This window comes from Arthrobacter sp. 9MFCol3.1, assembly GCF_000620385.1.
GTDB lineage: Bacteria > Actinomycetota > Actinomycetes > Actinomycetales > Micrococcaceae > Arthrobacter.
In genome coordinates this window covers 115,101-137,356 of record NZ_JIBJ01000011.1, presented here as the reverse complement: position 1 = coordinate 137,356, position 22,256 = coordinate 115,101, and the positions used below count along the sequence as shown (strand labels likewise).

General features: G+C 67.5%; 25 protein-coding genes. 13 read left to right on the top strand and 12 right to left on the bottom strand.

Annotated elements, in window-relative coordinates; all coding sequences use genetic code 11:
• Together C560_RS23855 and C560_RS0113155 are read right to left on the bottom strand one after the other, a co-directional pair.
• The coding region (locus tag C560_RS23855) for a hypothetical protein (protein ID WP_026538564.1) at positions 1 to 234 on the bottom strand (234 nt) is incomplete at its 3' end.
• 121 nt (positions 235 to 355) lie between these two features.
• Entirely contained in the window at positions 356 to 604 is a 249-nt protein-coding gene (locus C560_RS0113155) for a putative acetyltransferase (RefSeq protein ID WP_051533158.1), read from the bottom strand.
• Positions 605 to 754: 150 nt separating this feature from the next.
• Here C560_RS0113155 and fdxA point away from each other — a divergent pair, with 150 nt between their 5' ends.
• From fdxA to C560_RS0113130, 5 genes are all read left to right on the top strand, one after another.
• Positions 755 to 1,081 (top strand): ferredoxin, encoded by a 327-nt coding sequence (fdxA, locus tag C560_RS0113150; RefSeq protein ID WP_026266493.1) that lies wholly within the window; start codon positions 755 to 757, stop codon positions 1,079 to 1,081.
• 12 nt (positions 1,082 to 1,093) lie between these two features.
• Positions 1,094 to 2,242 carry a succinyldiaminopimelate transaminase gene (gene dapC / locus C560_RS0113145; protein ID WP_026538562.1) on the top strand — a complete coding sequence of 383 codons (1,149 nt, stop codon included), beginning with the start codon at positions 1,094 to 1,096 and terminating at the stop codon, positions 2,240 to 2,242.
• A gap of 228 nt (positions 2,243 to 2,470) precedes the next feature.
• Positions 2,471 to 3,754 (top strand): citrate synthase, encoded by a 1,284-nt coding sequence (locus C560_RS0113140; RefSeq protein WP_026538561.1) that lies wholly within the window; start codon positions 2,471 to 2,473, stop codon positions 3,752 to 3,754.
• Positions 3,755 to 3,962: 208 nt separating this feature from the next.
• On the top strand, positions 3,963 to 4,646 hold the full coding sequence (locus C560_RS0113135) for a TetR/AcrR family transcriptional regulator (RefSeq protein WP_026538560.1): 684 nt from the start codon (positions 3,963 to 3,965) through the stop codon (positions 4,644 to 4,646).
• A 47-nt stretch (positions 4,647 to 4,693) separates the two neighbouring features.
• Positions 4,694 to 5,305 carry a hypothetical protein gene (locus C560_RS0113130; RefSeq protein ID WP_026266494.1) on the top strand — a complete coding sequence of 204 codons (612 nt, stop codon included), beginning with the start codon at positions 4,694 to 4,696 and terminating at the stop codon, positions 5,303 to 5,305.
• A 112-nt stretch (positions 5,306 to 5,417) separates the two neighbouring features.
• Here the strand turns inward: C560_RS0113130 and C560_RS0113125 are convergent, their stop codons facing one another.
• Complete coding sequence (locus C560_RS0113125) at positions 5,418 to 6,269, bottom strand: hypothetical protein (protein WP_026538559.1); 852 nt, start codon at positions 6,267 to 6,269, stop codon at positions 5,418 to 5,420.
• A 110-nt stretch (positions 6,270 to 6,379) separates the two neighbouring features.
• The gene (gene dapD, locus C560_RS0113120) at positions 6,380 to 7,390 is read right to left on the bottom strand and encodes a 2,3,4,5-tetrahydropyridine-2,6-dicarboxylate N-succinyltransferase (protein ID WP_026538558.1); all 1,011 of its coding nucleotides are present in this window, start codon (positions 7,388 to 7,390) and stop codon (positions 6,380 to 6,382) included.
• 141 nt (positions 7,391 to 7,531) lie between these two features.
• On the opposite strand from dapD, the gene dapE reads away from it, so the two are divergent.
• Positions 7,532 to 8,698 (top strand): succinyl-diaminopimelate desuccinylase, encoded by a 1,167-nt coding sequence (dapE, locus tag C560_RS0113115; RefSeq protein ID WP_442853163.1) that lies wholly within the window; start codon positions 7,532 to 7,534, stop codon positions 8,696 to 8,698.
• Between the two features lie 123 nt (positions 8,699 to 8,821).
• On the opposite strand, the gene C560_RS0113110 is transcribed toward dapE, so the two are convergent.
• From C560_RS0113110 to C560_RS0113095, 4 genes are all read right to left on the bottom strand, one after another.
• Positions 8,822 to 9,658 (bottom strand): amino acid ABC transporter permease, encoded by an 837-nt coding sequence (locus tag C560_RS0113110; protein WP_018773813.1) that lies wholly within the window; start codon positions 9,656 to 9,658, stop codon positions 8,822 to 8,824.
• Entirely contained in the window at positions 9,655 to 10,305 is a 651-nt protein-coding gene (locus tag C560_RS0113105) for an amino acid ABC transporter permease (RefSeq protein ID WP_018773814.1), read from the bottom strand. The genes C560_RS0113110 and C560_RS0113105 overlap by 4 nt, the downstream gene beginning before the upstream one ends.
• A 99-nt stretch (positions 10,306 to 10,404) precedes the next feature.
• Positions 10,405 to 11,289: a glutamate ABC transporter substrate-binding protein gene (locus C560_RS0113100; RefSeq protein ID WP_026538556.1), complete on the bottom strand. Its 885-nt coding sequence runs from the start codon at positions 11,287 to 11,289 to the stop codon at positions 10,405 to 10,407.
• 55 nt (positions 11,290 to 11,344) lie between these two features.
• Positions 11,345 to 12,100, bottom strand: a complete 756-nt coding sequence (locus C560_RS0113095) for an amino acid ABC transporter ATP-binding protein (RefSeq protein WP_026538555.1) — start codon at positions 12,098 to 12,100, stop codon at positions 11,345 to 11,347.
• A 214-nt stretch (positions 12,101 to 12,314) separates the two neighbouring features.
• Here C560_RS0113095 and C560_RS21825 point away from each other — a divergent pair, with 214 nt between their 5' ends.
• From C560_RS21825 to C560_RS23045, 4 genes are all read left to right on the top strand, one after another.
• Entirely contained in the window at positions 12,315 to 13,208 is an 894-nt protein-coding gene (locus tag C560_RS21825) for a TIGR00730 family Rossman fold protein (protein WP_442853162.1), read from the top strand.
• Positions 13,209 to 13,256: 48 nt separating this feature from the next.
• The gene (locus tag C560_RS0113085; RefSeq protein WP_026538553.1) at positions 13,257 to 13,613 is read left to right on the top strand and encodes a DivIVA domain-containing protein; all 357 of its coding nucleotides are present in this window, start codon (positions 13,257 to 13,259) and stop codon (positions 13,611 to 13,613) included.
• A gap of 101 nt (positions 13,614 to 13,714) precedes the next feature.
• Positions 13,715 to 15,001 (top strand): glycosyltransferase family 39 protein, encoded by a 1,287-nt coding sequence (locus C560_RS0113080; RefSeq protein WP_026538552.1) that lies wholly within the window; start codon positions 13,715 to 13,717, stop codon positions 14,999 to 15,001.
• Positions 15,002 to 15,254: 253 nt separating this feature from the next.
• Positions 15,255 to 15,422, top strand: coding sequence for a DUF3117 domain-containing protein (locus C560_RS23045; protein WP_079550332.1), 168 nt, complete (start codon positions 15,255 to 15,257; stop codon positions 15,420 to 15,422).
• 122 nt (positions 15,423 to 15,544) lie between these two features.
• On the opposite strand, the gene C560_RS0113070 is transcribed toward C560_RS23045, so the two are convergent.
• Positions 15,545 to 16,177 carry an O-methyltransferase gene (locus C560_RS0113070; RefSeq protein WP_018773821.1) on the bottom strand — a complete coding sequence of 211 codons (633 nt, stop codon included), beginning with the start codon at positions 16,175 to 16,177 and terminating at the stop codon, positions 15,545 to 15,547.
• A gap of 272 nt (positions 16,178 to 16,449) precedes the next feature.
• Here C560_RS0113070 and sigE point away from each other — a divergent pair, with 272 nt between their 5' ends.
• The 3 genes from sigE (at position 16,450) to C560_RS0113055 (ending at position 18,914) form a co-directional block, all read left to right on the top strand.
• Entirely contained in the window at positions 16,450 to 17,103 is a 654-nt protein-coding gene (sigE, locus tag C560_RS0113065) for an RNA polymerase sigma factor SigE (protein ID WP_018773822.1), read from the top strand.
• A 104-nt stretch (positions 17,104 to 17,207) separates the two neighbouring features.
• A complete protein-coding gene (locus C560_RS24005; RefSeq protein WP_051533156.1) occupies positions 17,208 to 18,437 on the top strand; it encodes a hypothetical protein in 1,230 nt (409 codons plus the stop codon).
• An 81-nt stretch (positions 18,438 to 18,518) separates the two neighbouring features.
• Complete coding sequence (locus tag C560_RS0113055) at positions 18,519 to 18,914, top strand: twin-arginine translocase TatA/TatE family subunit (protein WP_026538551.1); 396 nt, start codon at positions 18,519 to 18,521, stop codon at positions 18,912 to 18,914.
• A 106-nt stretch (positions 18,915 to 19,020) separates the two neighbouring features.
• On the opposite strand, the gene C560_RS0113050 is transcribed toward C560_RS0113055, so the two are convergent.
• The 3 genes from C560_RS0113050 to C560_RS0113040 are packed head-to-tail and all read right to left on the bottom strand — an operon-like array spanning position 19,021 to position 22,251.
• Positions 19,021 to 20,148, bottom strand: a complete 1,128-nt coding sequence (locus C560_RS0113050) for an Mrp/NBP35 family ATP-binding protein (protein ID WP_026538550.1) — start codon at positions 20,146 to 20,148, stop codon at positions 19,021 to 19,023.
• 11 nt (positions 20,149 to 20,159) lie between these two features.
• Positions 20,160 to 20,987, bottom strand: coding sequence for a DUF1003 domain-containing protein (locus C560_RS0113045; RefSeq protein ID WP_026538549.1), 828 nt, complete (start codon positions 20,985 to 20,987; stop codon positions 20,160 to 20,162).
• Positions 20,968 to 22,251, bottom strand: coding sequence for a magnesium transporter MgtE N-terminal domain-containing protein (locus tag C560_RS0113040; RefSeq protein ID WP_026266502.1), 1,284 nt, complete (start codon positions 22,249 to 22,251; stop codon positions 20,968 to 20,970). The genes C560_RS0113045 and C560_RS0113040 overlap by 20 nt, the downstream gene beginning before the upstream one ends.
• Between the last annotated feature and the right edge of the window lie 5 nt (positions 22,252 to 22,256).

The following is a 22,256-nucleotide window of genomic DNA, read 5'->3' as shown; positions in this document are numbered from 1 at the left end:
ACCCGCGATGAACCGTTCGACCAAGGCGAGCTTGAATTCGAACGAGTACACCTGTTTCGTCGGCTTGGCCATCAGCGCTCCTCGACCATGGATTCTCCACCGCAGATAGAGAAGCTGCACCGGCGAGTGAGACACACCCAGGACCCGTGCCGCCGCTTTATCCGCGATGCCCTTCTCAAACCACGCTACAGCGGCCTCGCGCTGCCCTTCGGATAACGGACTACGTACATGCATAAAACTGCTCCCCGGGAGTCGGAACTGAATTTCTCAGTCCAACTTCCGGGGAGCAGTTCAGGTGGTGCGGAGGGCATGTCCACTGGACGCAACCACCGACGCGCCCACCCGGAACCGCTGGTCAGGGCGCCTGCACCCGCGGGGCGCGGCGCGGCGGGGGCGGCGGGACTTCCTTGGCTGCCACTACAAGGGGCAGCGCAATGACGACGTCGGAGCGGCGGGTGCGGACGATGCACACGCCGTCGGCGCGGTTCACGAGCTCGCCGAGGGCATCCGTCAGGCCGCCGTCGATCCTGTACCGGACCACAACGCGGGTCCCAAGCGGGGCGGCGGCGAGGAACTGCTGGGGCAAGGGCAAAGGCGAGCTCATCAGATCATAGTAAGACGCGGAGCCTGTGTGACGTCCGGCTAGGTTCGCGGGAACAGGCTGGGAGATAATAGGCTCAGAAGTCAGCAGCCCGGCTCAGGGCCTGGAAATCATCCGGCCGGTCGCCGGAACCAACGTGGAGAGGCCAGGGACGTGACGTACGTAATCGCGCAGCCGTGTGTAGATGTCAAAGACAAGGCATGCATTGAGGAGTGCCCCGTCGATTGCATTTACGAGGGTGAGCGTTCCCTGTACATCCACCCCGACGAGTGCGTGGACTGCGGTGCCTGCGAGCCGGTCTGCCCCGTGGAGGCGATCTACTACGAGGACGACACCCCCGAAGAATGGGCCGACTACTACAAGGCCAACGTCGAGTTCTTCGACGAACTCGGGTCCCCGGGCGGCGCCGCGAAGGTCGGGAACACCCACACCGACCACCCCATGATCGCCGCCCTGCCGCCGCAGAACCAAGACAACTAGGACGGCGCTACGGTGACATCCGCGGTGCGCACCTTCGGCCTGAGCCTGCCCGACTACCCGTGGGAGGCCATGGCGCCGTATCTCGCAACGGCAGCTCGGCACGCGGAAGGAGCCGTCAACCTTTCTATCGGAACCCCGGTGGACCCCACGCCGGCCCTGATCCAGGAGGCGCTGCGGGCCGCCGCGGACGCCCCCGGCTATCCCACGGTCCACGGGACGCCGGCCCTGCGTGAGGCCATCGCCGGCTGGTTTGCGCGCCGGCGCGGCGTCCCCGGGCTCGATCCGCAGCATGTGATGCCGACGGTCGGTTCCAAGGAACTCGTCGCGTGGCTGCCTTTCCTGCTCGGCCTGAAGCCGGGCGACGTCGTTGTCCGCCCCACGGTTGCGTACCCCACCTATGACATCGGGGCCACTTTCGCCGGTGCGGAGCAGGTCGCCGCCGACAACCTCGACGAGCTCGACGCCGGCACCCGGGCCCGTGTGCGCCTGGTCTGGGTCAATTCACCGGCCAACCCCACCGGCAGCGTGCGGGACATCGCGTCGCTGCGGCTGATCGTCCGGCAGGCCCGCGAACTCGGCGCCGTCGTCGCGTCCGACGAATGCTACGCCGAACTCGGCTGGGGGGAGTGGGACGTCCAGCGCGGCGGCGCCCCGGTCCCCAGCATCCTGGATCCCCGGGTCGCAGAGGGCTCCCACGATGGCCTGCTCGCCGTCTATTCGCTGAGCAAACAGTCCAACGTGGCCGGCTACCGGGCGGCATTCGTGGCCGGCGATCCGGTGATCATGGCGAACCTGGTCAACAGCCGCAAACACGCCGGAATGATTGTTCCGTACCCGGTCCAGGAAGCGATGCGGGTGGCCCTCGGCGACGACGCCCACGTCCAGGACCAGAAAGACCTGTACCGGGGCCGGCGGGAACGGATCGTGCCCGCGCTGGAGGGTTTCGGCCTGACAATCCATGAATCCGCGGCCGGCCTGTATCTGTGGGCCACCGCGGGCGAGGCGACGTGGGACACCGTGGGCCGGCTCGCGGACCGCGGTGTCGTTGTCGGCCCCGGGGTCTTCTACGGCGACGCCGGCAACGGGTTCATCCGGGTGGCGCTGACCGCCAGCGACGAAAGGATCGACGCCGCCGTGTCGCGGCTGGCCCCGGAAGCGTAACAATGCTGTGACGCGTACCACATGTGGCGCGTTTTTGGCGCTTTGCAGACCCCCCGGATTAGTGCCACCCGCGAAGTGAAGGTACTTTTTAACTGACGATCAATGGTGGCTTTCCACAAGAAGGCAGCGCAGCCTTTGGAAATCCTGTCCGCACAGGATCCGCGGGCAGCTTCACCAGATGTTGGACCAGCTTTCGACAGAGGCCCCGATGCCTCATGAGGAGACTCCATGACTGAAACCACCAGCGCAACCCTGCGCCATGCCGGCGGCGAACTCGAACTCCCGCGCATCAAGGTTGTAGAAGGGAACGAAGGCTACGACGTTTCCAAGCTGCTGAAGCAGACCGGCGCCGTCGCCTTCGACCCCGGTTTCATGAACACCGCGGCCACCACCTCGGCCATCACCTACATCGACGGTGACGCCGGCATCCTGCGCTACCGCGGCTACCCGATCGAACAGCTGGCCCAGCACTCGAGCTTCCTGGAAGTCTCCTACCTGCTGATCTACGGCAACCTGCCGACCCCCGCCGAGCTGGAGTCCTTCGACCAGCGGATCCGCCACCACACCCTGCTGCACGAGGAGCTCAAGGGCTTCTTCAGCGGCTTCCCCCGTGACGCCCACCCGATGCCGGTGCTGTCCTCGGCCGTGTCGGCGCTCTCCACGTTCTACCAGGACTCGCTGGATCCGTTCAACGCCGAGCAGGTGGAGGTTTCCACCATCCGGCTCATGGCCAAGATGCCGGTCATCGCCGCCTACGCCCACAAGAAGTCGATCGGGCAGCCCATGCTGTACCCGGACAACTCCATGAACCTGGTGGAGAACTTCCTGCGTCTGAGCTTTGGCCTGCCGGCCGAGCAGTACGAGGTGGACCCGGTCATCGCCAAGGCCCTGGACCTGCTCCTGATCCTGCACGCTGACCACGAGCAGAACTGCTCGACGTCGACCGTCCGCCTGGTCGGCTCTTCGAACGCGAACCTGTTCGCCTCCGTCTCCGCCGGCATCAACGCCCTCTTCGGTCCCGCACACGGCGGTGCCAACGAGGCCGTCCTGAAGATGCTGCGCCAGATCCAGGCCGACGGCGTCAAGCCCGAGGACTACATGGAGAAGGTCAAGAACAAGGAAGACGGCGTCCGCCTCATGGGCTTCGGGCACCGCGTCTACAAGAACTACGACCCCCGCGCCAAGATCATCAAGGCCACGGCCCACGAGGTCCTGAGCAAGCTCGGCGGAAACGACGAGCTCCTCGACATCGCCATGCGCCTTGAAGAGAAAGCCCTGGGCGATGACTACTTCATCCAGCGCAAGCTCTACCCCAACGTGGACTTCTACACCGGCCTGATTTACAAGGCCATGGGCTTCCCCGAGAAGATGTTCACCGTGCTGTTCGCAATCGGACGCCTGCCGGGCTGGATCGCCCAGTGGCGCGAGATGATCAGCGACCCCAACACCAAGATCGGCCGCCCGCGCCAGCTCTACGTCGGCGAGCCGGAACGCAACTACCCGTCGCTGTAGCCCGCCCACCGGCCACGGCGCACGCGCGATAGACCGTACGACGCCGGCCGCGCACCTTTTGCTGAGGTGCGCGGCCGGCGTCGTTCTTAGGGGCTCACCCGCTGTGACCCGCGCCGCTGTAACCTATGCCGCTGTGACCCGCGCCACGTCCCCGGTGGAACCGGTGTGCCCCGGGGCGGCAGCGGCACGGACGTGCTAAAAAAGACCAGTGCCTAAATTTGTCGACGCCGTAATCCGGCGCCAGGAAATAGTTGACGCAGTCTTCAGGATCATCGCAACGGATGGTCTTGAGCGGGCCTCGCTGCGGGAAGTCGCAGATGAAGCGCAACTGGCCGTCGGCTCGGTGCGGCACTATTTCGCCAGCAGCGACGAGCTGTTGACCCACGCGTTCGCCGTGGTGGTGGACCGGATCGTCGGCCGCCTCACCGACGCTGACTCCCGGCTGGGCGATACGGCGCCGGGGTCAGGGGAGCAGCATGCGGCCGTCCTGGCGCTGCTGGGTGAGTTTCTTCCGCTGGACGAGGAACGGGCGGTTGATGCCTGCGTCTGGATGGCCTTCAAGAATGCCGCCCGGACAAGGCCGTTCCTGGCCACGGAGGCCGACCGCAGCCACCGGGCTGTGGCCGCCGTCGTGGGCGGGCTCATCCTGGGCGTGGCCGGGGCTGCTTCTGTCGAGGCCGCGGCTGAGGCCAATGACGCAGCCGGCCTCGAGCAGCAGGTGCTCGTCACCGAAGCGGAACTGCTGCTGGCAGTCCTGGACGGTCTGACGATGCACGCCCTCCTGCAGCCCGAATGGATGACGGCCCTGATGTGCCAGGATGTGCTCGAAGCCCACCTGGAGGGCCTGAACCGCCGGCTGGCGGCCGGGCAGCCGGCCGTTAACGCCTCATAACAACAGGAATAGACTGAGATCGTACGTCTTGCCAAGGAGGCAATTGGATGCACCACACCGGCGGACCTGGCTGGCGGATCACGATGGATACTTCTGGTCCCATGCTCATTGCCCTCTACGTTCGTGACGCCGCCGGACTGGACACTGCGGGACACCCGGCGCTCTGCCACGCGGCACCAAAGATCCGTGCCTCGGACCACTCGCACCTGATCGCCGAGGTTGGCGGCCCCGCTGCGCTTAAGACCGAATGGGAGGCCTGGTGGGAACAGCTGCTGAAGGCCCACCCGGAAATGTCTCCCGAGCTCTCCCCGCCGGGCTTCCGGGCGTTCAGCAATTCGCCGGCCCTCCGGCGCGTGCTGCAGGCCCATTTCGGGGCCGCTTTGACGTGGGCCCGGGAACGCCTCGGGGAATACGAGGCCCTCGAAGCGGAGCGCGAAGCCAACGGCAACAACGAGCTGCTGGCCGACATGGTGGAGGACCGCCTGCTTGACGTGGGACGCGCTTCCAAGGATTTCGGCCTGACGATCATCGAGCTCCCGCTGGCGGAGCCGCGGGCCTGGTATCTCGAGCCCGACAAGATCATCATGAGCCGCGAGCTGTTGTCCCAGCCGGAGCTGTTCCGCAGCTACGTGCAGCCGGTGGTCGATCTGCTCGTCTGAGGCCGCCCGGTGGCAACAGGCCCTGGGCAGCAACTAGCCCCGGTGGCGGCAGCGCCCGGTGGCAACAGGCCTGGTGAAAACAGGCCCCGGTGGCAACAGGCCCCGGCAGCGGTCAGGTGCCGGGCGTGTCTGCGACGGTTATCCTGACCTGGCCGGCCGGGACTTGTGCCGGCTGCCAGCCGTCGCGGGACTGCCGGTTCCAGGCGCGGCCGTCGACCTCCACACTGGTGATTTCGAGCTCCTTGGCGTTGGCCACCGCCCACTGCCCCACAGCCCAGGCCTGGGTGCCTTCGGCCTCCACGAGCAGGGTCCGGCCGTTGGTGGTCGCCGGGACGTCACCCAGCGCAGCGGTCAGCCCCGCGGTGACGGCGGCAGGATCCCCTGCGGCGTCGGGGGAGCGCAGCGAGCAGTCCAGGCCTGCGGGTGTCTGGCCGCTCAGGGCGGAGGCGAAGGCGCGGGCCATCACCTCATGCTGGGCATAGGCCTCCGGGTAGGCCGAGCGCTGGACGCGCTGGGCGGCAACGGTGATCTCCAGCGACTCGTACCCGGAGACCTCGACGAGCGCATCGTAGAACGCGTTGCTGGCGTGGTACGGGTCCATCACCTGCGTCGTGGTGCCCCAGCCCTGGGACGGCCGCTGCTGGAATAATCCGCGGGAGTCGGGACCGGCCTGGTCACCATGGCCGATGTTGCGCAGTTTGGATTCCTGCATCGAGGTGGCCAGCGCAATGCTGGCGGCCCGGGCGGGAAGCCCCCGCCGGACCGCGACGGCGGTGATGAGGGAGGCATTGGCCGCCTGGTCGGTGGCGAGGTCATCGCCCCCGCTGCCCGCGGCCGTGCAGCGTTCGGTGATCAACGTCTCCGACCGCTGCAGGAACGCCACCGCGGTGTAGATGCCGCCCGCGACCATCGCAAGGGTCAGCAGAAGGACGATCCGGCGCCGCCAGCTCCCTCGTCGTGCCACGAAAATACTCCCTCAGGCCCCAGCGGGCTGCGTCATCGGCTTTTTCGTCGGGGCGGCTTGGGCCGCCCGCGCGGTCTTCGCCGCCCGCCATACCGTACCAGCCGGTGCGGTCAGTTGGCGTGCAGGTCCGCGTTGAGCTCCACGGTCTGGCCCTTGCGGGGGAGTGCCTCGACCGCGCCGGTGGCGGAATTGCGGCGGAAGAGCAGGTTCGGAACTCCGGAAAGCTCCACGGCCTTGACTACCCGGCTGGTGTCTTCGCCTTCGGCATCCCGCGGGCTGATGACGCGGACGCGCGTGCCGGCTGTGACGTAGAGCCCTGCCTCCACCACAGAGTCATCGCCAAGGCTGATGCCAACGCCGGAGTTGGCGCCGAGGAGGACCCGCTCACCTATGGCGATCTTTTCCTTGCCGCCGCCGGAGAGGGTTCCCATGATCGAGGCCCCGCCGCCGACGTCGGACCCGTCACCGGCGACGACGCCGGCCGAGATCCGGCCCTCAACCATGGAGGTGCCCAGGGTTCCGGCATTGAAGTTCACGAAGCCCTCGTGCATAACGGTGGTTCCCTCGGCCAGGTGCGCACCGAGCCGGACCCGGTCGGCGTCGGCGATCCGGACGCCGGAGGGAACCACGTAATCCACCATGCGCGGGAACTTGTCCACGCCGAACACGGTGACGGTACCACGCTTGCGCAGGCGCGCCCGGGTCAGCTCGAAGTCCTCCACGGCTGCGGGGCCGAAGTTGGTCCACACCACGTTGGGGAGCTTGCCGAAGATGCCGTCAAGGTTGATGGTGTTGGGCTGGACGAGCCGGTGGGAGAGCAGGTGCAGGCGAAGGTAGGCGTCCGCCGTGTCCGCGGGTGCTTCGTCCAGGTTGATCTGGGCAAAGACAACCTTCTGCTCGGTGCCGCGGTCCGGGTCGATGCCGGTTGCGGCGATGTCGATCAGCGACTGGTCCGCGTTCTCCACCTCGCGCAGGTTCGCCGCGGCGACTCCGAGCGCCGGCGCCGGAAACCATACGTCCAGCACGGTGGCGTCACCGTTGCGGGTGGACACAGTGGCCACCCCGTAGCCGAAGGCAGAGCGGGCGTCGGTGGGCACAGCGGAAGCAGCAGATTCAGTCATGGCCCAAGTCTAACGAGAGGCCCCTCGGGCGCTGAAACTCATGACAACCCGACCGGCCCGCAGCGGGGGCCCTTAGGCGACGGGAAACGGCGCCCGCAGCGAGTCAGTTGGGACGGGGAGGCAAACAGATAAAGTGGGACGGTGACCCCCACGAACCCGCACACCCCTGCCAGTGCCGCCGCCAGCGTCCCCGTCCGTACACCGGTCCATCTGGACCTCCGCCAGGACGTTGCCCTGCTCACGGCCGCCCTGATTGACATCAACAGCGTCTCCGGCAACGAGACGGTGCTCGCTGACGCCGTGGAGCATGCCCTCCGCCAGGTGCCGCAGCTGGAGCTGGTGCGCGACGGCGATTCGATCATCGCCCGCACCAACCTCGGCCGCCCCGAGCGCGTCATCCTGGCCGGCCACCTGGACACCGTGCCGCTGCCCACCACCGAGGGCTCGCTCGGGACCGTGCCGGCGTACTGGCCCTCCGGGGCCCCGGGAGAGGGGATCCTCTACGGCCGCGGCGCCACCGACATGAAGGGTGGCGTCGCCGTGCAGCTGGCGCTGGCGGCCACCGCGTTCGACGGCGGGGCGGAGCCAGGCAAGGACGTCACGTTCGTCTTCTACGACCATGAGGAAGTCGAGGCCGTGAAGAGCGGCCTGGGCCGTTTGGTGCGCAATCACGGATCCCTGCTCGGCGGGGACTTCGCGATCCTGCTCGAGCCGACCGACGGGACGGTGGAGGGCGGCTGCAACGGCACCAGCCGCTTCGAGGTGACCACCAACGGCGAGGCTGCCCACTCAGCCCGGGCGTGGATGGGCAGCAACGCCATCCACGCCGCGGCCCCGATCCTGGCCCGGCTGGCGGCGTATGAACCGCAGACCGTGACGGTTGACGGCCTGGACTACCGCGAAAGCCTCAACGCCGTGAAGATCCACGGCGGCACGGCCGGGAACGTCATTCCGGACCGGTGCGTCGTGGAAATCAACTACCGCTTCGCGCCGGACAAGACCCCGGACGGGGCCGAGGCCGTCGTGCGCGAACTGCTGGACGGATTCGACGTCGTTCGCACCGACAGCGCGGCCGGCGCGCGGCCCGGGCTGCACCACCCCGCGGCGGCGTCCTTCATCGCCGCCGTCGGCGCGGCGCCGAAGCCCAAGTACGGCTGGACCGACGTCGCACGCTTCAGTGAACTGGGCATCCCCGCGGTGAACTTTGGACCCGGCGATGCGCTGCTGGCGCACAAGGACAACGAGCACGTCGAGGCGGACGCCATCCGCGAATGCCTGCGGGCCCTGCGGACCTGGCTCAGCGCCTAGCCACGCCCAGGACACAACACCCAGGACACAACACGCAGGTCGCAACGCCTGGAAATAGGGCGCAACGTACAAAGGGTCCGGAACCTCCGAGAGGATCCGGACCCTTTGTGGGTGGGACGGGTTTTACTTGGCGGCCGGAATCCCGGCGACCGGCACGTGCGCCACGCCGCCGGCGGCCCGCTTGGAACCGCGGCGTTCGAGCCAGATGGCCAGGCGGGAGACTGCCAGGTCGATCGCGATGTAGATGGCCGCGGCCACGAAGAACACCGGGAACAGGTACTGCGGGCCCAGGAAGTCCGCCATGACCTGCACGGCCCGGAGCAGCTCGCCGTAGGCGACGATGTAGCCGAGCGACGTGTCCTTCAGCAGCACCACGAGCTGCGCGACCAGCGACGGCAGCATGCGCCGGATGGCCTGCGGCAGCTCGATGGTCAGCCGGGACTGGAAGCTCGTCAGGCCGATCGCCAGGCCGGCCTCACGCTGGCCCTTGGGCAGCGACTGGACGCCGGCGCGGATGATCTCGGCAAAAATCGCCGAGTTGTACAGGACCAGGCCGGCCACGACTGCGACGAACGAGCTGGTGGCAAAGACGAGCAGCACGAACAGCATCATGAGCACCACGGGCATGCCGCGCAGGAATTCCAGCACGACCCGGGTGGGCACCCTGACCCAGGCGTTGTCGGAGATGCGCAGCAGGCACAGGAGCAGGCCCAGCGGGAAGGCGATCACGGCCGCCACCGCCGCGGCGGCGAGCGTGGCGCCGATGCCGGCGGCGATCAGGGCCCAGACCTCGGGCAGCTGGAAGACCGCCCAGCGTTTGGGGTCGAAGATTCCCTGCTGGGCGAGGGTCATGACCGCCAGGACGAGAAGGCCGCCGATCACGATGACGCCGATGATGGAACCGATCAGCGAAACCCGGCGGGCCTTGGGGCCTGGGACGTCGTAGAGAACAGAGCTCATCGCGCGATTGCCACCTTTCGTTCAACGACACTGGCGAGGTAGCCAAGCGGGATGGTTATCAGCAGGTAGAAGAATGCGACGCCGACCAGAACCCACATGACGGCGTCGCCGTTGGCGTTGGCGAGCTGCTTGCCTTGGCCGAAGAGTTCCAGCACATAGAACGCGCCGGCTACAGAGGAGTTCTTGACCAGGGCGATCAGGATGTTGATCAACGGCGGGATCACCGTGCGCAGGGCCTGCGGCAGGATGATCAGGGAGAGCACCTGGCTGAACTTCATGCCGATGCTGCGGGCGGCCTCCGCCTGGCCCACCGGGACACTGTTGACGCCGGAGCGCACGGCCTCGGCGATGAAGGCCGCGGTGTAGGCGCTCAGGGCGATGATGGCGGCGACCTCAAACTGCTGGAACGTGACGCCGAGGCGGGGCAGAACCACCGCCGCGAAGAAGAATGCGATGGTCAGCGGGGTATTCCGGACGATCTCGACGTACACCATGCTGAAGCCGCGCAGCGCGGCAACGGGCGAGACGCGGGCGGCCGCCAGAACGGTACCGAAAATCAAGGCGATAATCCCCGAGACCAGGGACAGGAAGAGGGTTCGGAGAAAACCGTCCCAATACTGGGGGAGGTTTTCAATGATGACGTCCATAAGTTCCTTCAGCTGCGTTGAGGGGATTCCAGGCAAAAGACGGGAGTGGCGGCCGCCGGGCTGCGATGAAATCGCTGGCCCGGCAACCGCCACAGCCGGCTAGTAGCGGTCGATCGTGGGAAGCGCGGGCGCGGTCTTGATGACGGTGCCGGCGGTGTCCTCCCAGGCCTTCTTGTAGGACCCGTCCTTGTCGAAGGCCTCCAGCTGGTCATTGATCCACATGCGGAAGGCGGTGTCGTCCTTCTTCAGGCCGATGCCGTAGGGCTCCTTGGTGAAGGTCTGGTCCGATGCCAGCTTGAAGGCGTCCGGCTCCTTGGCCACGAAACCGGCAAGGATGACGTTGTCGGTGGTGATCGCTTCGACCTGCTTGTTCCGCAGCGGCTCAAGGCAGGCGGAGTAGGTCGCGGCCGGAACCAGCACTGCGCCGTACTTCTCCACGATCGTGGAGGCCGGCGTGGAACCGGTCACGGAGCAGACGTTCTTGCCCTTGACGTCCTCGGGCTTGGTGATGGAGTTGTTGTCCTTGTTCACCATGAGGGCCTGTCCGGCCTCGTAGTACGGGCCGGCGAAGTCGACTTCGGCCTTGCGCTTGTCGTTGATGGTGTAGGTGGCAACGATCATGTCCACCTTGCCCTGCTTGATGAACTGCTCGCGGTTGGCGGAGACAGTCTCAACCCACTCGATCTTGTCGGCGGGGATGCCCAGCTTGGCGGCAATGAGCTTGCCCATTTCGACGTCGAAGCCGACCGGCTTGCCGTCGAGGCCCTTCTGGCCGAAGAGAGGCTGGTCGAACTTGGTGCCGATGGTGATCTTGCCTGCGGAAGCAAGCTTGGCCATGGTGGAATCGGCGGCAAAGCTCGGCTTCTCGGCTACGGGCGGGTTGGTGGTAGTGGAGGAGCTGCCGCCACAGGCACTCAGGCTGAGCGCCAGTGCTGCGGATGCGGCAACCAGAAGGGATTTCCTTCGGGTCAAAAATGCCTTCATGACATTCCTTTCATTGGGCCGCCGTCAGGCGGCCAGGGTGCGAACTCGTAGTCGGTCAGTGTGTCAGCAGCTTGGACAGGAAATCCTTGGCCCGGCTGCTCTTGGGATTGGTGAAGAACTCTTCGGGGGTCGCGTCCTCGACGATCTGGCCGTCGGCCATGAACACGACGCGGTCGGCGGCCTTGCGGGCGAAGCCCATCTCGTGGGTGACCACGATCATGGTCATGCCCTCCTTGGCGAGCTGGACCATGACGTCCAGGACCTCGTTGATCATTTCCGGGTCGAGGGCCGAGGTGGGCTCATCGAAGAGCATCACCTTGGGCTTCATGGCCAGGGCTCGGGCAATGGCAACGCGCTGCTGCTGGCCGCCGGAGAGCTGGGCCGGAAGTTTGGGGGCCTGATGCCCGACGCCGACGCGCTCGAGCAGCGCCATGGCGTCCTTGTCGGCCTCGCCCTTGGGGACACCCTTGACCTTGATCGGGCCGAGGGTGACGTTTTCGAGGATGGTCTTGTGGGCGAAGAGGTTGAAGGACTGGAAGACCATACCGACGTCGGCGCGCAGCTTCGCCAGTTCCTTGCCCTCGGCGGGCAGTTCCTTGCCATCGATCTTGATGTCGCCGTCGTCGATGGTCTCGAGACGGTTGATGGCGCGGCAGAGCGTGGACTTGCCGGAACCCGAAGGGCCGATGACAACAACAACCTCACCCTTGCGGACGTTCAGGTTGATGTCCTTCAGGACGTGCAACTGGCCGTAATGCTTGTTCACGGCCTTCAGGGAGACGAGAGCATCGCCGGGCACTTGAGTAGTCATAGAAAGAATCTAGCGAAGATTGACGGAATATGACCGCAATCACTCTGTTTAGTGCAGATCGTGATTCAAGAGATACCTGCACGTCAGCGTCCCTTACGGGCCCGCCGCAGGACTCCCGCAGGGGTCCCGCGGCGGTCCCGGGCCTCCTCTGGCCGCCGCTCCGTCGCCGACGCGCCGACGCGGCGGCGACGGAGTTCCGCGCTAGCCTATGGGCATGAGTAGCGATCCGCAGCACGGCCCCAAGCAGAACCCCGAGCAGAACCCGGAACAGAATCCCGCCGGAAAGCCGGCCCGCGAGACCCGCAGCACACCGGCGCCCAACGGGATCCGCCACAAGGGCCCGCTTGAGCTGCGCCGCAAGGCCGCCAAGGTCACGATGTCCGACCAGACCCTGCTCGACACAAAAGGGCCGGGCCAGTTCGTCCACACCGACCCCTGGCGCGTGCTCCGGATCCAGAGCGAGTTCGTGGAAGGCTTCGGCGCGCTGGCCGATCTCGGTCCTGCAGTCAGCGTCTTCGGGTCCGCCCGCACCGTGCCGGGCAGCGCGAACTACGAGCTCGGCGTCGAGGTCGGACGCCGGCTGGCCGAAGCCGGACTGGCCGTGATCACCGGCGGCGGCCCCGGCTCCATGGAGGCCGCCAATATGGGCGCCGTGCAGGGCAACGGGGTCTCCGTGGGGCTCGGAATCGAACTGCCTTTCGAACAGGGCATGAACCAGTGGGTGGACCTGGGCATCAACTTCCGGTACTTCTTCGCCCGCAAGACCATGTTCGTCAAGTACGCCCAGGGCTTCATCGTGCTCCCCGGCGGCCTCGGCACCCTGGATGAGCTCTTCGAAGCCATGGTCCTGGTCCAAACCCGCAAGGTCACCTCCTTCCCGATCGTGCTGGTGGGAACCGCTTTCTGGAGCCCCATGCTCGAGTGGGTCCGGGACACCCTCGTCGCGGAGGGAATGGTTTCGGCCGAAGACCTGGACCTCGTGCAGGTGGTGGACGACCCCGCGCGGGCCGTCGAGCTGGTCGTGGAAGGCGCCGCCCGCCACCGGAACCCGAACGGCAGCTCCACCAACGGGACCGGCACCGCGAACATCAAGGGAACGCGGGGCTGATTCGTCCGCCTGAGCGCTCCGGCGTCCGGCTTCTGGCACGATGGTCTAGTGAGTCTCTTCCTGGTTTTCCTGGCGATTGTGCTGATCGGCGTCGCCGTCCTCTTGGGCACCGGCCTGGCGCCGAAAATCTTCCGGTGCCGCAGGGACGTTGGTGCGGGCGGTTCCTTTGACGACGGCTTCGACGAGCCGGTCGCATCCCTGCCGCCGGTCCTGCTGCCCGAACGCGCGGCCCCGGCGGACATTGACCGTCTGCGCTTCGCCGTCGGACTCCGCGGCTACCGGATGGACCAGGTGGATCAGGTCCTGGATGACCTGCGGGAGCAGATCACCGCCAAGGACCAGAAGATCGAGGCACTCGGGGAGGAACTGGAGCGCCTCCGCCCGCCGACTGAACAGCGGCCGTGAGCCGCGTGGAAGACCCGGAGGCCGTTGCGGCGCCTGTTGCCCCGGAACCCCAGGGGTTGAATGCGGTGCTGTGGAGCCGCATCGCCGCCGCGGGCGACGGGATGGCGCGGTGGCCCTGGTGGGCGCAGGTGGCCGGCCTCTACATCGCCGCCCGGCTGGTCAGCGCCTGCATTTTCATGGCCGCCGCCCTGCACCAGGGCGTGAATCCGTGGTTTCCCGCCAAGCCCGACTATTGGAACTTCATCAACATCTGGGACGCCCGCTGGTACGCCCAAGCGCTTCAGGCGGGGTATCCGGCGCTTCTGCCCACCGACGACGCAGGCACCGTCCAGGAGAACACGTGGGCCTTCTACCCGCTGTTTCCCGTGCTCGGCCGGGTGGTGTCCGGGCTGACAGGCACGGGTCCGGCCTGGTCCCTGACAGCCATCGCCGTTCTCTCCGGAGTGGGTGCCGCCCTCGTGGCGTACAGGATTTTCCGGCACCGGGCCACGCACCGCACGGCGCTCTGGGGGACCGTGTTCCTGGCGGCTTTCCCGGTGGCGCCGGTGCTGCAGGTGCCCTACGCCGAATCCCTCAACCTGCTGCTCCTCGGCGCCGCGCTGCTGCTCGTCATGGAGCGCCGGTACCTGTGGGCCATGCCCGTCGTGGTCCTGATGTGCCTTTCCCGGCCCACCGGGGTTCCGTTTGCCGCGATGATGGGCCTGTTGCTGCTCTACCGCTTCTGGCAGCGCCTCAGGGCGCAGCACCCCACAACACCGCCCCCCACAGCACCGCCCTCCACAACACCGCGCCCCGCGACACAGAGCCACACAACACAGCGCCCCGCGACACAGGGCGTCACAGTGCAGCGCGGGGATGGCGTCGACGTTCCCGGCAACGCGGAGCTGTGGTCCCTGGGCGGGCTCACCGCCGTCAGCGGCATTGGCGCGCTGCTGTGGCCGGCCATCGCCTGGGCCGCGACCGGCGATCTGGGCGCCTACACCAAGACCGAAACCGCATGGCGCGGCGATGACCTGGTGCCATTCAAGCCATGGTTCGACGCCGGCATCATGCTCTTCGGGCCGACGCTTGGCGTGCTGGCTCCCTTCGTGTTCGTTGCCGCGTTCACGCTGTTGATGATGTCCCGGCCGGTCCTCGCCCTGGGCACTGAGCTGAGGCTCTGGTGCTGGTGCTACATGGGGTACCTGCTGGTCTTCCTGCACCCCCAGACCAGCACGTTCAGGATGCTGCTGCCGCTGTTCCCGCTCGCCCTCAGCGCTGCCCTTCTCTCGCGTTCCCGCGCCTACCGCGGCACCGTGGTGGTCATGTTCGTGCTGCTGCAGATCGTCTGGATTGTGTGGCTTTGGGCGTGGGCGCAGCTGCCGGGCGGAGGGGACTACCCGCCGTGACGCACAGCACCTTTTCGCGGCGCGGGCCCGGCCTGGCGGGACGCGCTGGAAAGTCCAACGATTAGCTACGGGCGCATTGTTACGCGATAATAGAGGATAAGCAAGGACAAGAAGCACACAGTCTGTAAGCGCATTATTTGTGGGTTTGCCTGTCACGGCCGCCTTCTGGAGCGTCGCCGGGCGGGTTGATTGGCCAAGCGGACGCAGCCCGGCCGGGCTGGTAAGTCAGGGACTAATAAAGGGGATATTCCTTATGGCGGCAATGAAACCACGCACCGGCGACGGCCCTATGGAAGTGACGAAAGAGGGACGCAGCCTGATCATGCGTGTTCCGCTCGAAGGCGGGGGGCGGCTTGTAGTCGAACTCAATGCCGCTGAGGCGACGAACCTCAAGGAATGCCTCGTCGGCGTCACCGAATAGCGTCACGCCAAGAGCTTCGCAACAGGGCGGGGTCCCGGCCACCAGGCTGCGGACCCCGCCCTTTGCTGTCTGCGCCCGACCCCCGCGCGGGCTGTTACTTCTGGGAGGCCAACTCGTGGCTGCTACTTCTTCACGGCGATCAGCAGGCCGTCGCCGGTGGGCAGCATGGCGGACGCGAGGCGGTCGTCGTCGCGGATGGACTTGCCGATCTGGCGCAGCACCACGGTGGTGGCTTCCCGGGCGGCCGGGTTCGCGACCCGGTCCTTGTCCAGGGCGTCGTTGACGATCAGCAGCCCGCCGGATTTGAGCAGCCGCACGGCTTGTTCCACGTAGCTGGGGTAGTTCGGCTTGTCCGCGTCAATGAACACGAGGTCATAGGCGCCGTCCGTCAGCCGGGGCAGGACATCCCCGGCCCGGCCCGAAATCGTGCGGGTGCGGTTGGCGGGGCTGCCGGCCTCCTGGAACGCTTCGCGCGCGGCCTTGAGGTGTTCGACGTCGACGTCGATGGTGGTCAGGACAGCCTGCGGGCCGAGCCCGCGCAGGATGCACACGCCGGACACGCCCGCACCGGTGCCGATCTCCACGGCGGTCTGGGCCTTGGACGCCGCCGCCAGCACCGTCAGCACGGCGCCCACGCCGGGACCGATCGGGGTCACGCCAAGCTCGAAGGACCGTTCGCGCGCGTGCAACAGGACCTCATCCTCGGCAGGCAGATCTTCTGCGTAGGACCAGCTCGTGGACTTATCGGCGCTCATGGGATATCGCTTTCTGGGCGGCAGGGGAGTGTTCCCTACAGCGTACTGTGTCCGGCGCGACGGGACGCGGAGGCGGCAGCACCGTGGCCCCGTCCGGAGGACGCCGTTCTGCCTTCGGCAGAAGACCGCGGTGGATCAGGAAATTCCCAGCTTATTTTGAAATGATGGGTATCCGCTCATCCGCGTGGTGATCGGCGTCGAATGAAGGGTGCAGGAACCTGTGCAAGCAGGCACAATTCAGGCGTAGGTACCATCCACGAGGGGAGTGGACGATGTCGATTCTGGCACCTGTCCCGGCAGCTGAGGCAACAGATTCAACCGGCCAGTCCCGGACCGCGGCGGAAGCCGAATGGGTCCGGCCGACCTGGGAGGAAGTGGTGACCAACCACTCCGCCAAGGTCTACCGCCTTGCGTACCGGCTGACCGGAAACAAGTACGACGCCGAGGACCTCACCCAGGAGGTGTTCGTCCGGGTGTTCCGTTCGCTTGAGAACTTCAAGCCCGGCACGCTGGACGGCTGGCTGCACCGGATCACCACGAACCTGTTCCTGGACCAGGCGCGGCGCAAGAGCAGGATCCGCTTTGATGCCCTGGCCGACGACGCCGAGTCGCGGCTGCCGGGCCGGGAGCCCGGGCCGGAGCAAAGCTTTGAATTCAACAACCTCGACGTCGATGTCCAGGCAGCGCTCGAGGAACTTCCGCCCGACTTCCGCGCCGCCGTCGTGCTGTGCGACCTCGAAGGGCTCTCCTACGACGAAGTCGCCGCCGCGCTGGACATCAAGCTCGGGACCGTCCGGTCCCGGATTCACCGCGGCCGGACAATGCTCCGTGAAAAGCTCGCGCACCGCGACCCCCGCCCGGCACAGCCGGCCAAGCAGTCCCTCAAGCCGCGGCTCAAGATGCCGCGCATCGCCGGCCTCCTCTGAACCGGTCAATGGGTCGGCTGAGACGTTTACTGGGAGCACCAGGCTGCAAGTTCTGGGGCAGGACCGGCGCTACCCGGAAATGGGCCGCCGGACGCCACGACCACGTGGAATCGTGCGCCGAATGCCGTGCCCGGCAACAGCGCGAGCGGCAGTACCTCGAGAAGCTCCGCGGCGCCGCCGTGCCCGAGGCCAGTGAGGACCTGACCGCACGGCTCCTGGCGCGGACCGGGCAGTTGGCCGCGGAACGGGCCACGGCGGAACGCGCCGAAGCGGCAGGCACAGCGGAACGATTGGACACAGCGGAACTACTGGACACAGCGGAACGGCCGGACGCGGCGGACGCCGTCGGGGGCGGTCATCATCCGTGGCCGTCAGGCCGGTTCCCGGCAGGACACCCCGTGCCGGATCGGGCAGGGACCGCCGGGGCGGCCGCCGGTGGCGCGGCCGCTGCCGCAGTTCCACACGGCGCCCGCGGCCGCGCCCGCGGCCGTGGCCCGCGCCTGCCGGTGCTGGCCGTCGGCGGAGCCGTGGCTGCCTTGGCCCTCATGACCGGGACCGCCTACGTCATGGGAGGCGACGACGCGGTACCCGCCGACGGCGCACAGGCTGCCGCCCTCGCCCAGCCGGATGCCGCCGGGCTGCCCGCTGGCGGTGAACCGCTCGGTGCAAGGGAGCTGTTCGACGCCGGCGGAACCGGCATCCCCGGCATCTTCGGAGGCGCCGGCGCTGAGGGAACCGGGCCCCGTGTGGCGTTCGGCCCCGGCGGTGAGCCCGACTTCACCCCTGCCGGGACGCTGGACACCGGTCAGCTTGCCGCGTTCCGCTCGCAGGGATGGACATGTCCGGAGCTGCGCGAGCTCGGATTCCACCTCATCTGGGCCCGGGCCGGCGTCGTCTCCGGGGACGAGGTCCTGGAACTTCGCCTCACGGATGGCCGGCACTTCGCCACGGTCCTCGAGCAGCACGCCTCGACGCGGGCCCCCGCCGCGCGCCCCGCACCCGCCCGGGCCGACGTTTCGCCCATCAACGTGCTGACCGGACACGCCGCCGTGGCTGACGGCTTCATCCCGGCCAAGGCCGGTACGCCGTCGGCCGTCTCCGAACCGGGAAATGGCGTTCTCTGGGTCAATGCTGCCCCGCCGTACCGGGCCATTTACCAGACCTCGGCGGCCACCTACACGTACATTTCGGATCTGCCGGCCGATCAGGCCGACGACGGCGTCGCCGCCCTGACCCGGGTCAGCAGCGGCACTCCCGTGCCGGCCTCGCGCAACGGATTTCCGGAACGGATCGAGCGCGGACTGAGCCGAATCCTGGAGCACCTGGCACCGTGAGGCGGGGACGGGCCGGACATGGCCGGCATTCGGGCTTCTCGGAATCGTCGCCAGCCCGGGCGAGAGGGTAACCTTCCTAAAGTGCTTGGAATCAATGGACCGGAGTTCTTACTTCTGCTGATCATCGGCCTTCTGGTGATTGGTCCCAGCAGGCTGCCCGAATACACCCAAAAACTTGCCAATATTGTCAAGGAAGTGCGCCGGATGGCCTCGGGTGCGCGGGAACAGATCAAGGAAGAAGTCGGCATCGATATCGATGAGGTCGACTGGAAGAAGTACGATCCGCGCCAGTACGATCCACGCCGGATCATCAAGGAAGCGCTCCTTGACGATGACACCAAGCCGATGAGCGCCGGGGCACCCGCAGCGGTGTCCACGGCCGCTGCCGCGACTGCGGTCGCAGAGCACCGCCCACAGCGGGTTCTCGAGCGGCTGCCCGAGGGCGAACCGGCACCCTTCGACTCAGAGGCGACCTAGGACTTCCCGCGGCGGACGTCCCGCAGCGCCTGGGCAGGGATGCGGCCGGAGCCAGCCGGCATCCGGGTCGGCACCGCCGGTGCGGGCCTGCCGGTCCGGGCCACTGTCAGCGGGGTTGCAGGCCCAGCGGCATGCCCTTGAGGCCGCGGGGAACCGACGCCAGCCTGCCGGCGATCCCGGCCAGGGCCACGGCCGCAGGCGTTTCCGGACGGCCCAGCACCAGCGGCACCCCGGAATCCCCGCCCTCACGCAGCAGGACTTCGAGCGGAATCTGGCCCAGGAGGGGCACGTCCTCACCCACGGTGGCCGAGAGGCGTTCGGCGAGCACGGCGCCGCCGCCGCTGCCGAACAGTTCCATCCTGCCGCCGTCGGGCAGTTCGAGGTAGGACATGTTTTCCACGACGCCGGCCACGGTCTGGCCCGTCTGGGTGGCGATCGCACCCGCCCGCTCGGCCACATCCGCGGCGGCCGCCTGCGGGGTGGTCACGACGAGGATCTGCGCCTTGGGCAGCAGCTGGGCGACGGAGATCGCGATGTCGCCGGTGCCGGGGGGCAGGTCCAGGAAGAGGGCGTCGAGGTCGCCGAAGTAGACGTCCGTGAGGAATTGCTCCAGCGCCCGGTGCAGCATCGGGCCGCGCCACGCCACGGGCTGGTTCCCGGTGACGAACATGCCGATGGAGATGACCTTGACGCCGTAGGCCACGGGCGGCAGGATCATGTCGTCCACCCGCGTGGGGGCCTGTGTGATGCCCATCAGCGCCGGAACGGAGAAACCGTACACGTCCGCGTCCACGATCCCCACACGGAGCCCCTGGGCGGCCAGGGCGCACGCCAGGTTGACTGTCACCGAGGACTTGCCCACGCCGCCCTTGCCGCTCGCGACGGCGTACACCCGGGTCAGCGAGCCCGGCGCGTTGAACGGGATGCCGCGCTGGCCGCCCGCGCCCCGCAACTGCTCCTTGAGGGCGTCGCGCTGGACCTGCGTCATGACTTTCAAGTCCACGTCCACGCCGGTGACGCCCGGGACGGCGGACAGGGCAGCCTCGGTGTGCGCCGTGATGGTGCCGCGCAGCGGGCAGCCCGCGATCGTCAGCAGCACCGCGATCCGCACGCGGCCGCCGTCGCCGATCTCCACGGACTCCACCATGCCGAGCTCAGTGATGGGGCGGCGGAGCTCAGGGTCGATCACGGTGGCAAGTGCGCCGTGCACTGCCTGTTCCAGCGGGGTGCTCATGCGGGCGATGCTCAGCTTTCGGGGATCGTGCGGTGTGCGGGCTGGCGGGTGGGATCGGCCGCGGCCTCAGAGTGGTTCGCCGACGGGTTCGGCAGTTTCCCCGCCGGGTTCCCCGCCGGGTTCCCCGACGGGTCCTCCGCACGATCCTTCGACGGGTCATCCCGCTTGCCGCCGGCCTTGACGCGCGGGATCTGTTGGGTCCGGGGGCCACGCTTGTCGCGCCGCTCCTTAAGTTTCTCCTTGACCTTTTCGCGTGGGTTCTCGTGGGCGCCGGTGGAGGGATCGTGGGTGCGCAGTTCTTCCTGGGCCTCCAGCATGTCCTCCAGCAGGCTGCGCAGCTCGGCACGGACGTAGTCGCGGGTGGCTACCTCGCGCAGCGCGATGCGCAGAGACGCAAGTTCCCGGGTCAGGTATTCGGTGTCGGAGAGATTGCGCTCGGCCCGCTGGCGGTCCTGCTGGAGCGAGACCTTGTCGCGGTCGTCCTGGCGGTTCTGGGCCAGCAGCAGCAGGGGCGCGGCGTAGGAGGCCTGCAGGGACAGCATGAGGGTCAGCAGCGTGAAGCCCAGCGCCCGTGAATCGAACTGCCATTCCTCTGGCGCCCACGTGTTCCAGCCCAGCCAGAACAAGCAGAACACCGTCATGTACATCAGGAACGCGGGGGTGCCCATGAAACGGGCGAAGCCTTCCGTGGCATGGCCGAAGGCGTCCGGGTCGGGACGGAAGTTGGGCAGGATCCGCTGCCGGCCGCTCAGGGGCGTGTCGAGGCCGCCGGTGGTCCTGCCGCCAGGGCGGACATTGGAGGTCCGTGGTGCTGTGGAATCAGCCAATGCGGCCTCCAAGCTTTCTTATCGGGGCGTCGTCCTCGTGGGCGCGCCAGTCGTCCGGCAACAGATGATCAAGCACGTCGTCAACAGTCACCGCCCCCACAAGCCGTCCGTCGTCGTTGACAACCGGAAGGGAGTTGAGGTTATACGTTGCCAGCGCGCGGGCGACCTCGCTGATGTGGGCCTGGTCGGAGACCGGCTCCAGGCTCTTGTCCACCAGGTTGCCCAGCGGCTCCGGCGGCGGATAGCGCAAGAGCTGCTGGATATGGACGACGCCGAGGAACCGTCCCGTCGGCGTCTCCAACGGGGGCCGGGCGACGAAAATCGATGACGCCAGGGCGGGGGAGAGTTCCTCCCGGCGTACGTGCGCGAGTGCCTCGGCGACGGTTGCTTCCGGCGGCAGGATCACCGGCACGGGCGTCATGAGCCCGCCGGCGGTGTCCTCGTCGTATTCGAGCAGGCGGCGGACGTCCTCGGCGCCTTCGGGCTCCATCAGCTGCAGGAGCTCTTCAGCCTGGGCGCTGGGGAGTTCGGCGAGGAGGTCGGCGGCGTCGTCCGGATCCATCTCCTCGAGGACGTCGGCGGCGCGGTTGACGTCCAGGGCGGAGAGGATTTCCACCTGGTCACCTTCGCGCATCTCCTGCAGGACGTCCGCGAGCCGTTCGTCCTGGAGTTCGCTGGCAACCTCGAAGCGGCGTTTGTCGCTCATTTCCTGCAGGGCCTCGGCGAAGTCGGCCGGTTTGAGGTCCTCGTGCGTGGCCACGAACTGGGTGGCGGCCTGCGGCTCGGTCTTGGCGCCTTGCCGGGCATCGGCCCAGTCGATGATGAGGGTTTCATTGCGGCGCAGCCGGCTCAGGGGCGAGAGGGAGTGGCCGCGGCGGACGAAGAGCTTGCTGACGAACCAGTCGCCGGAGCGGTGCCGGTCCATGGCGATGTCCTCGATGGTCGCATCGCCGCTGCCGTCCGCGAGGGTCACCCGGCGGTCGAACATTTCGGCCACCACGAGGGTTTCCGCACCGCGCTGTTCGAAACGGCGAAGATTGACCAGCCCGGTGCAGATGATCTGGGTCTGGTCTATGGACGTAATCCGGGTCATCGGCACGAAGACGCGCTTCTTGCCGGGGACCTCGACAACGATGCCCACCACGTGCGGGGCGCCCCTGGTTCCGCGGGAAAGCACCACGACGTCGCGCAGCCGACCCAGACGGTCGCCCAATGGGTCGAAGACGTCCAGTCCGAGGAGGCGCGCGACAAACACTCGCGAAAGATTCGTGCTCACTCCTA

Bases quoted from the DNA above. Each gene is read 5' to 3' on its own strand.
- C560_RS0113155 (WP_051533158.1), bottom strand. From the start codon at position 604: ATGAGCTCGCCTTTGCCCTTGCCCCAGCAGTTCCTCGCCGCCGCCCCG.
- C560_RS0113140 (WP_026538561.1), top strand. From the start codon at position 2,471: ATGACTGAAACCACCAGCGCAACCCTGCGCCATGCCGGCGGCGAACTC.
- C560_RS0113130 (WP_026266494.1), top strand. From the start codon at position 4,694: ATGCACCACACCGGCGGACCTGGCTGGCGGATCACGATGGATACTTCT.
- dapD (WP_026538558.1), bottom strand. From the start codon at position 7,390: ATGACTGAATCTGCTGCTTCCGCTGTGCCCACCGACGCCCGCTCTGCC.
- C560_RS0113110 (WP_018773813.1), bottom strand. From the start codon at position 9,658: ATGAGCTCTGTTCTCTACGACGTCCCAGGCCCCAAGGCCCGCCGGGTT.
- C560_RS0113105 (WP_018773814.1), bottom strand. From the start codon at position 10,305: ATGGACGTCATCATTGAAAACCTCCCCCAGTATTGGGACGGTTTTCTC.
- C560_RS0113100 (WP_026538556.1), bottom strand. From the start codon at position 11,289: ATGAAGGCATTTTTGACCCGAAGGAAATCCCTTCTGGTTGCCGCATCC.
- C560_RS0113095 (WP_026538555.1), bottom strand. From the start codon at position 12,100: ATGACTACTCAAGTGCCCGGCGATGCTCTCGTCTCCCTGAAGGCCGTG.
- C560_RS21825 (WP_442853162.1), top strand. From the start codon at position 12,315: ATGAGTAGCGATCCGCAGCACGGCCCCAAGCAGAACCCCGAGCAGAAC.
- C560_RS0113080 (WP_026538552.1), top strand. From the start codon at position 13,715: ATGGCGCGGTGGCCCTGGTGGGCGCAGGTGGCCGGCCTCTACATCGCC.
- C560_RS23045 (WP_079550332.1), top strand. From the start codon at position 15,255: ATGGCGGCAATGAAACCACGCACCGGCGACGGCCCTATGGAAGTGACG.
- C560_RS0113070 (WP_018773821.1), bottom strand. From the start codon at position 16,177: ATGAGCGCCGATAAGTCCACGAGCTGGTCCTACGCAGAAGATCTGCCT.
- sigE (WP_018773822.1), top strand. From the start codon at position 16,450: ATGTCGATTCTGGCACCTGTCCCGGCAGCTGAGGCAACAGATTCAACC.
- C560_RS0113050 (WP_026538550.1), bottom strand. From the start codon at position 20,148: ATGAGCACCCCGCTGGAACAGGCAGTGCACGGCGCACTTGCCACCGTG.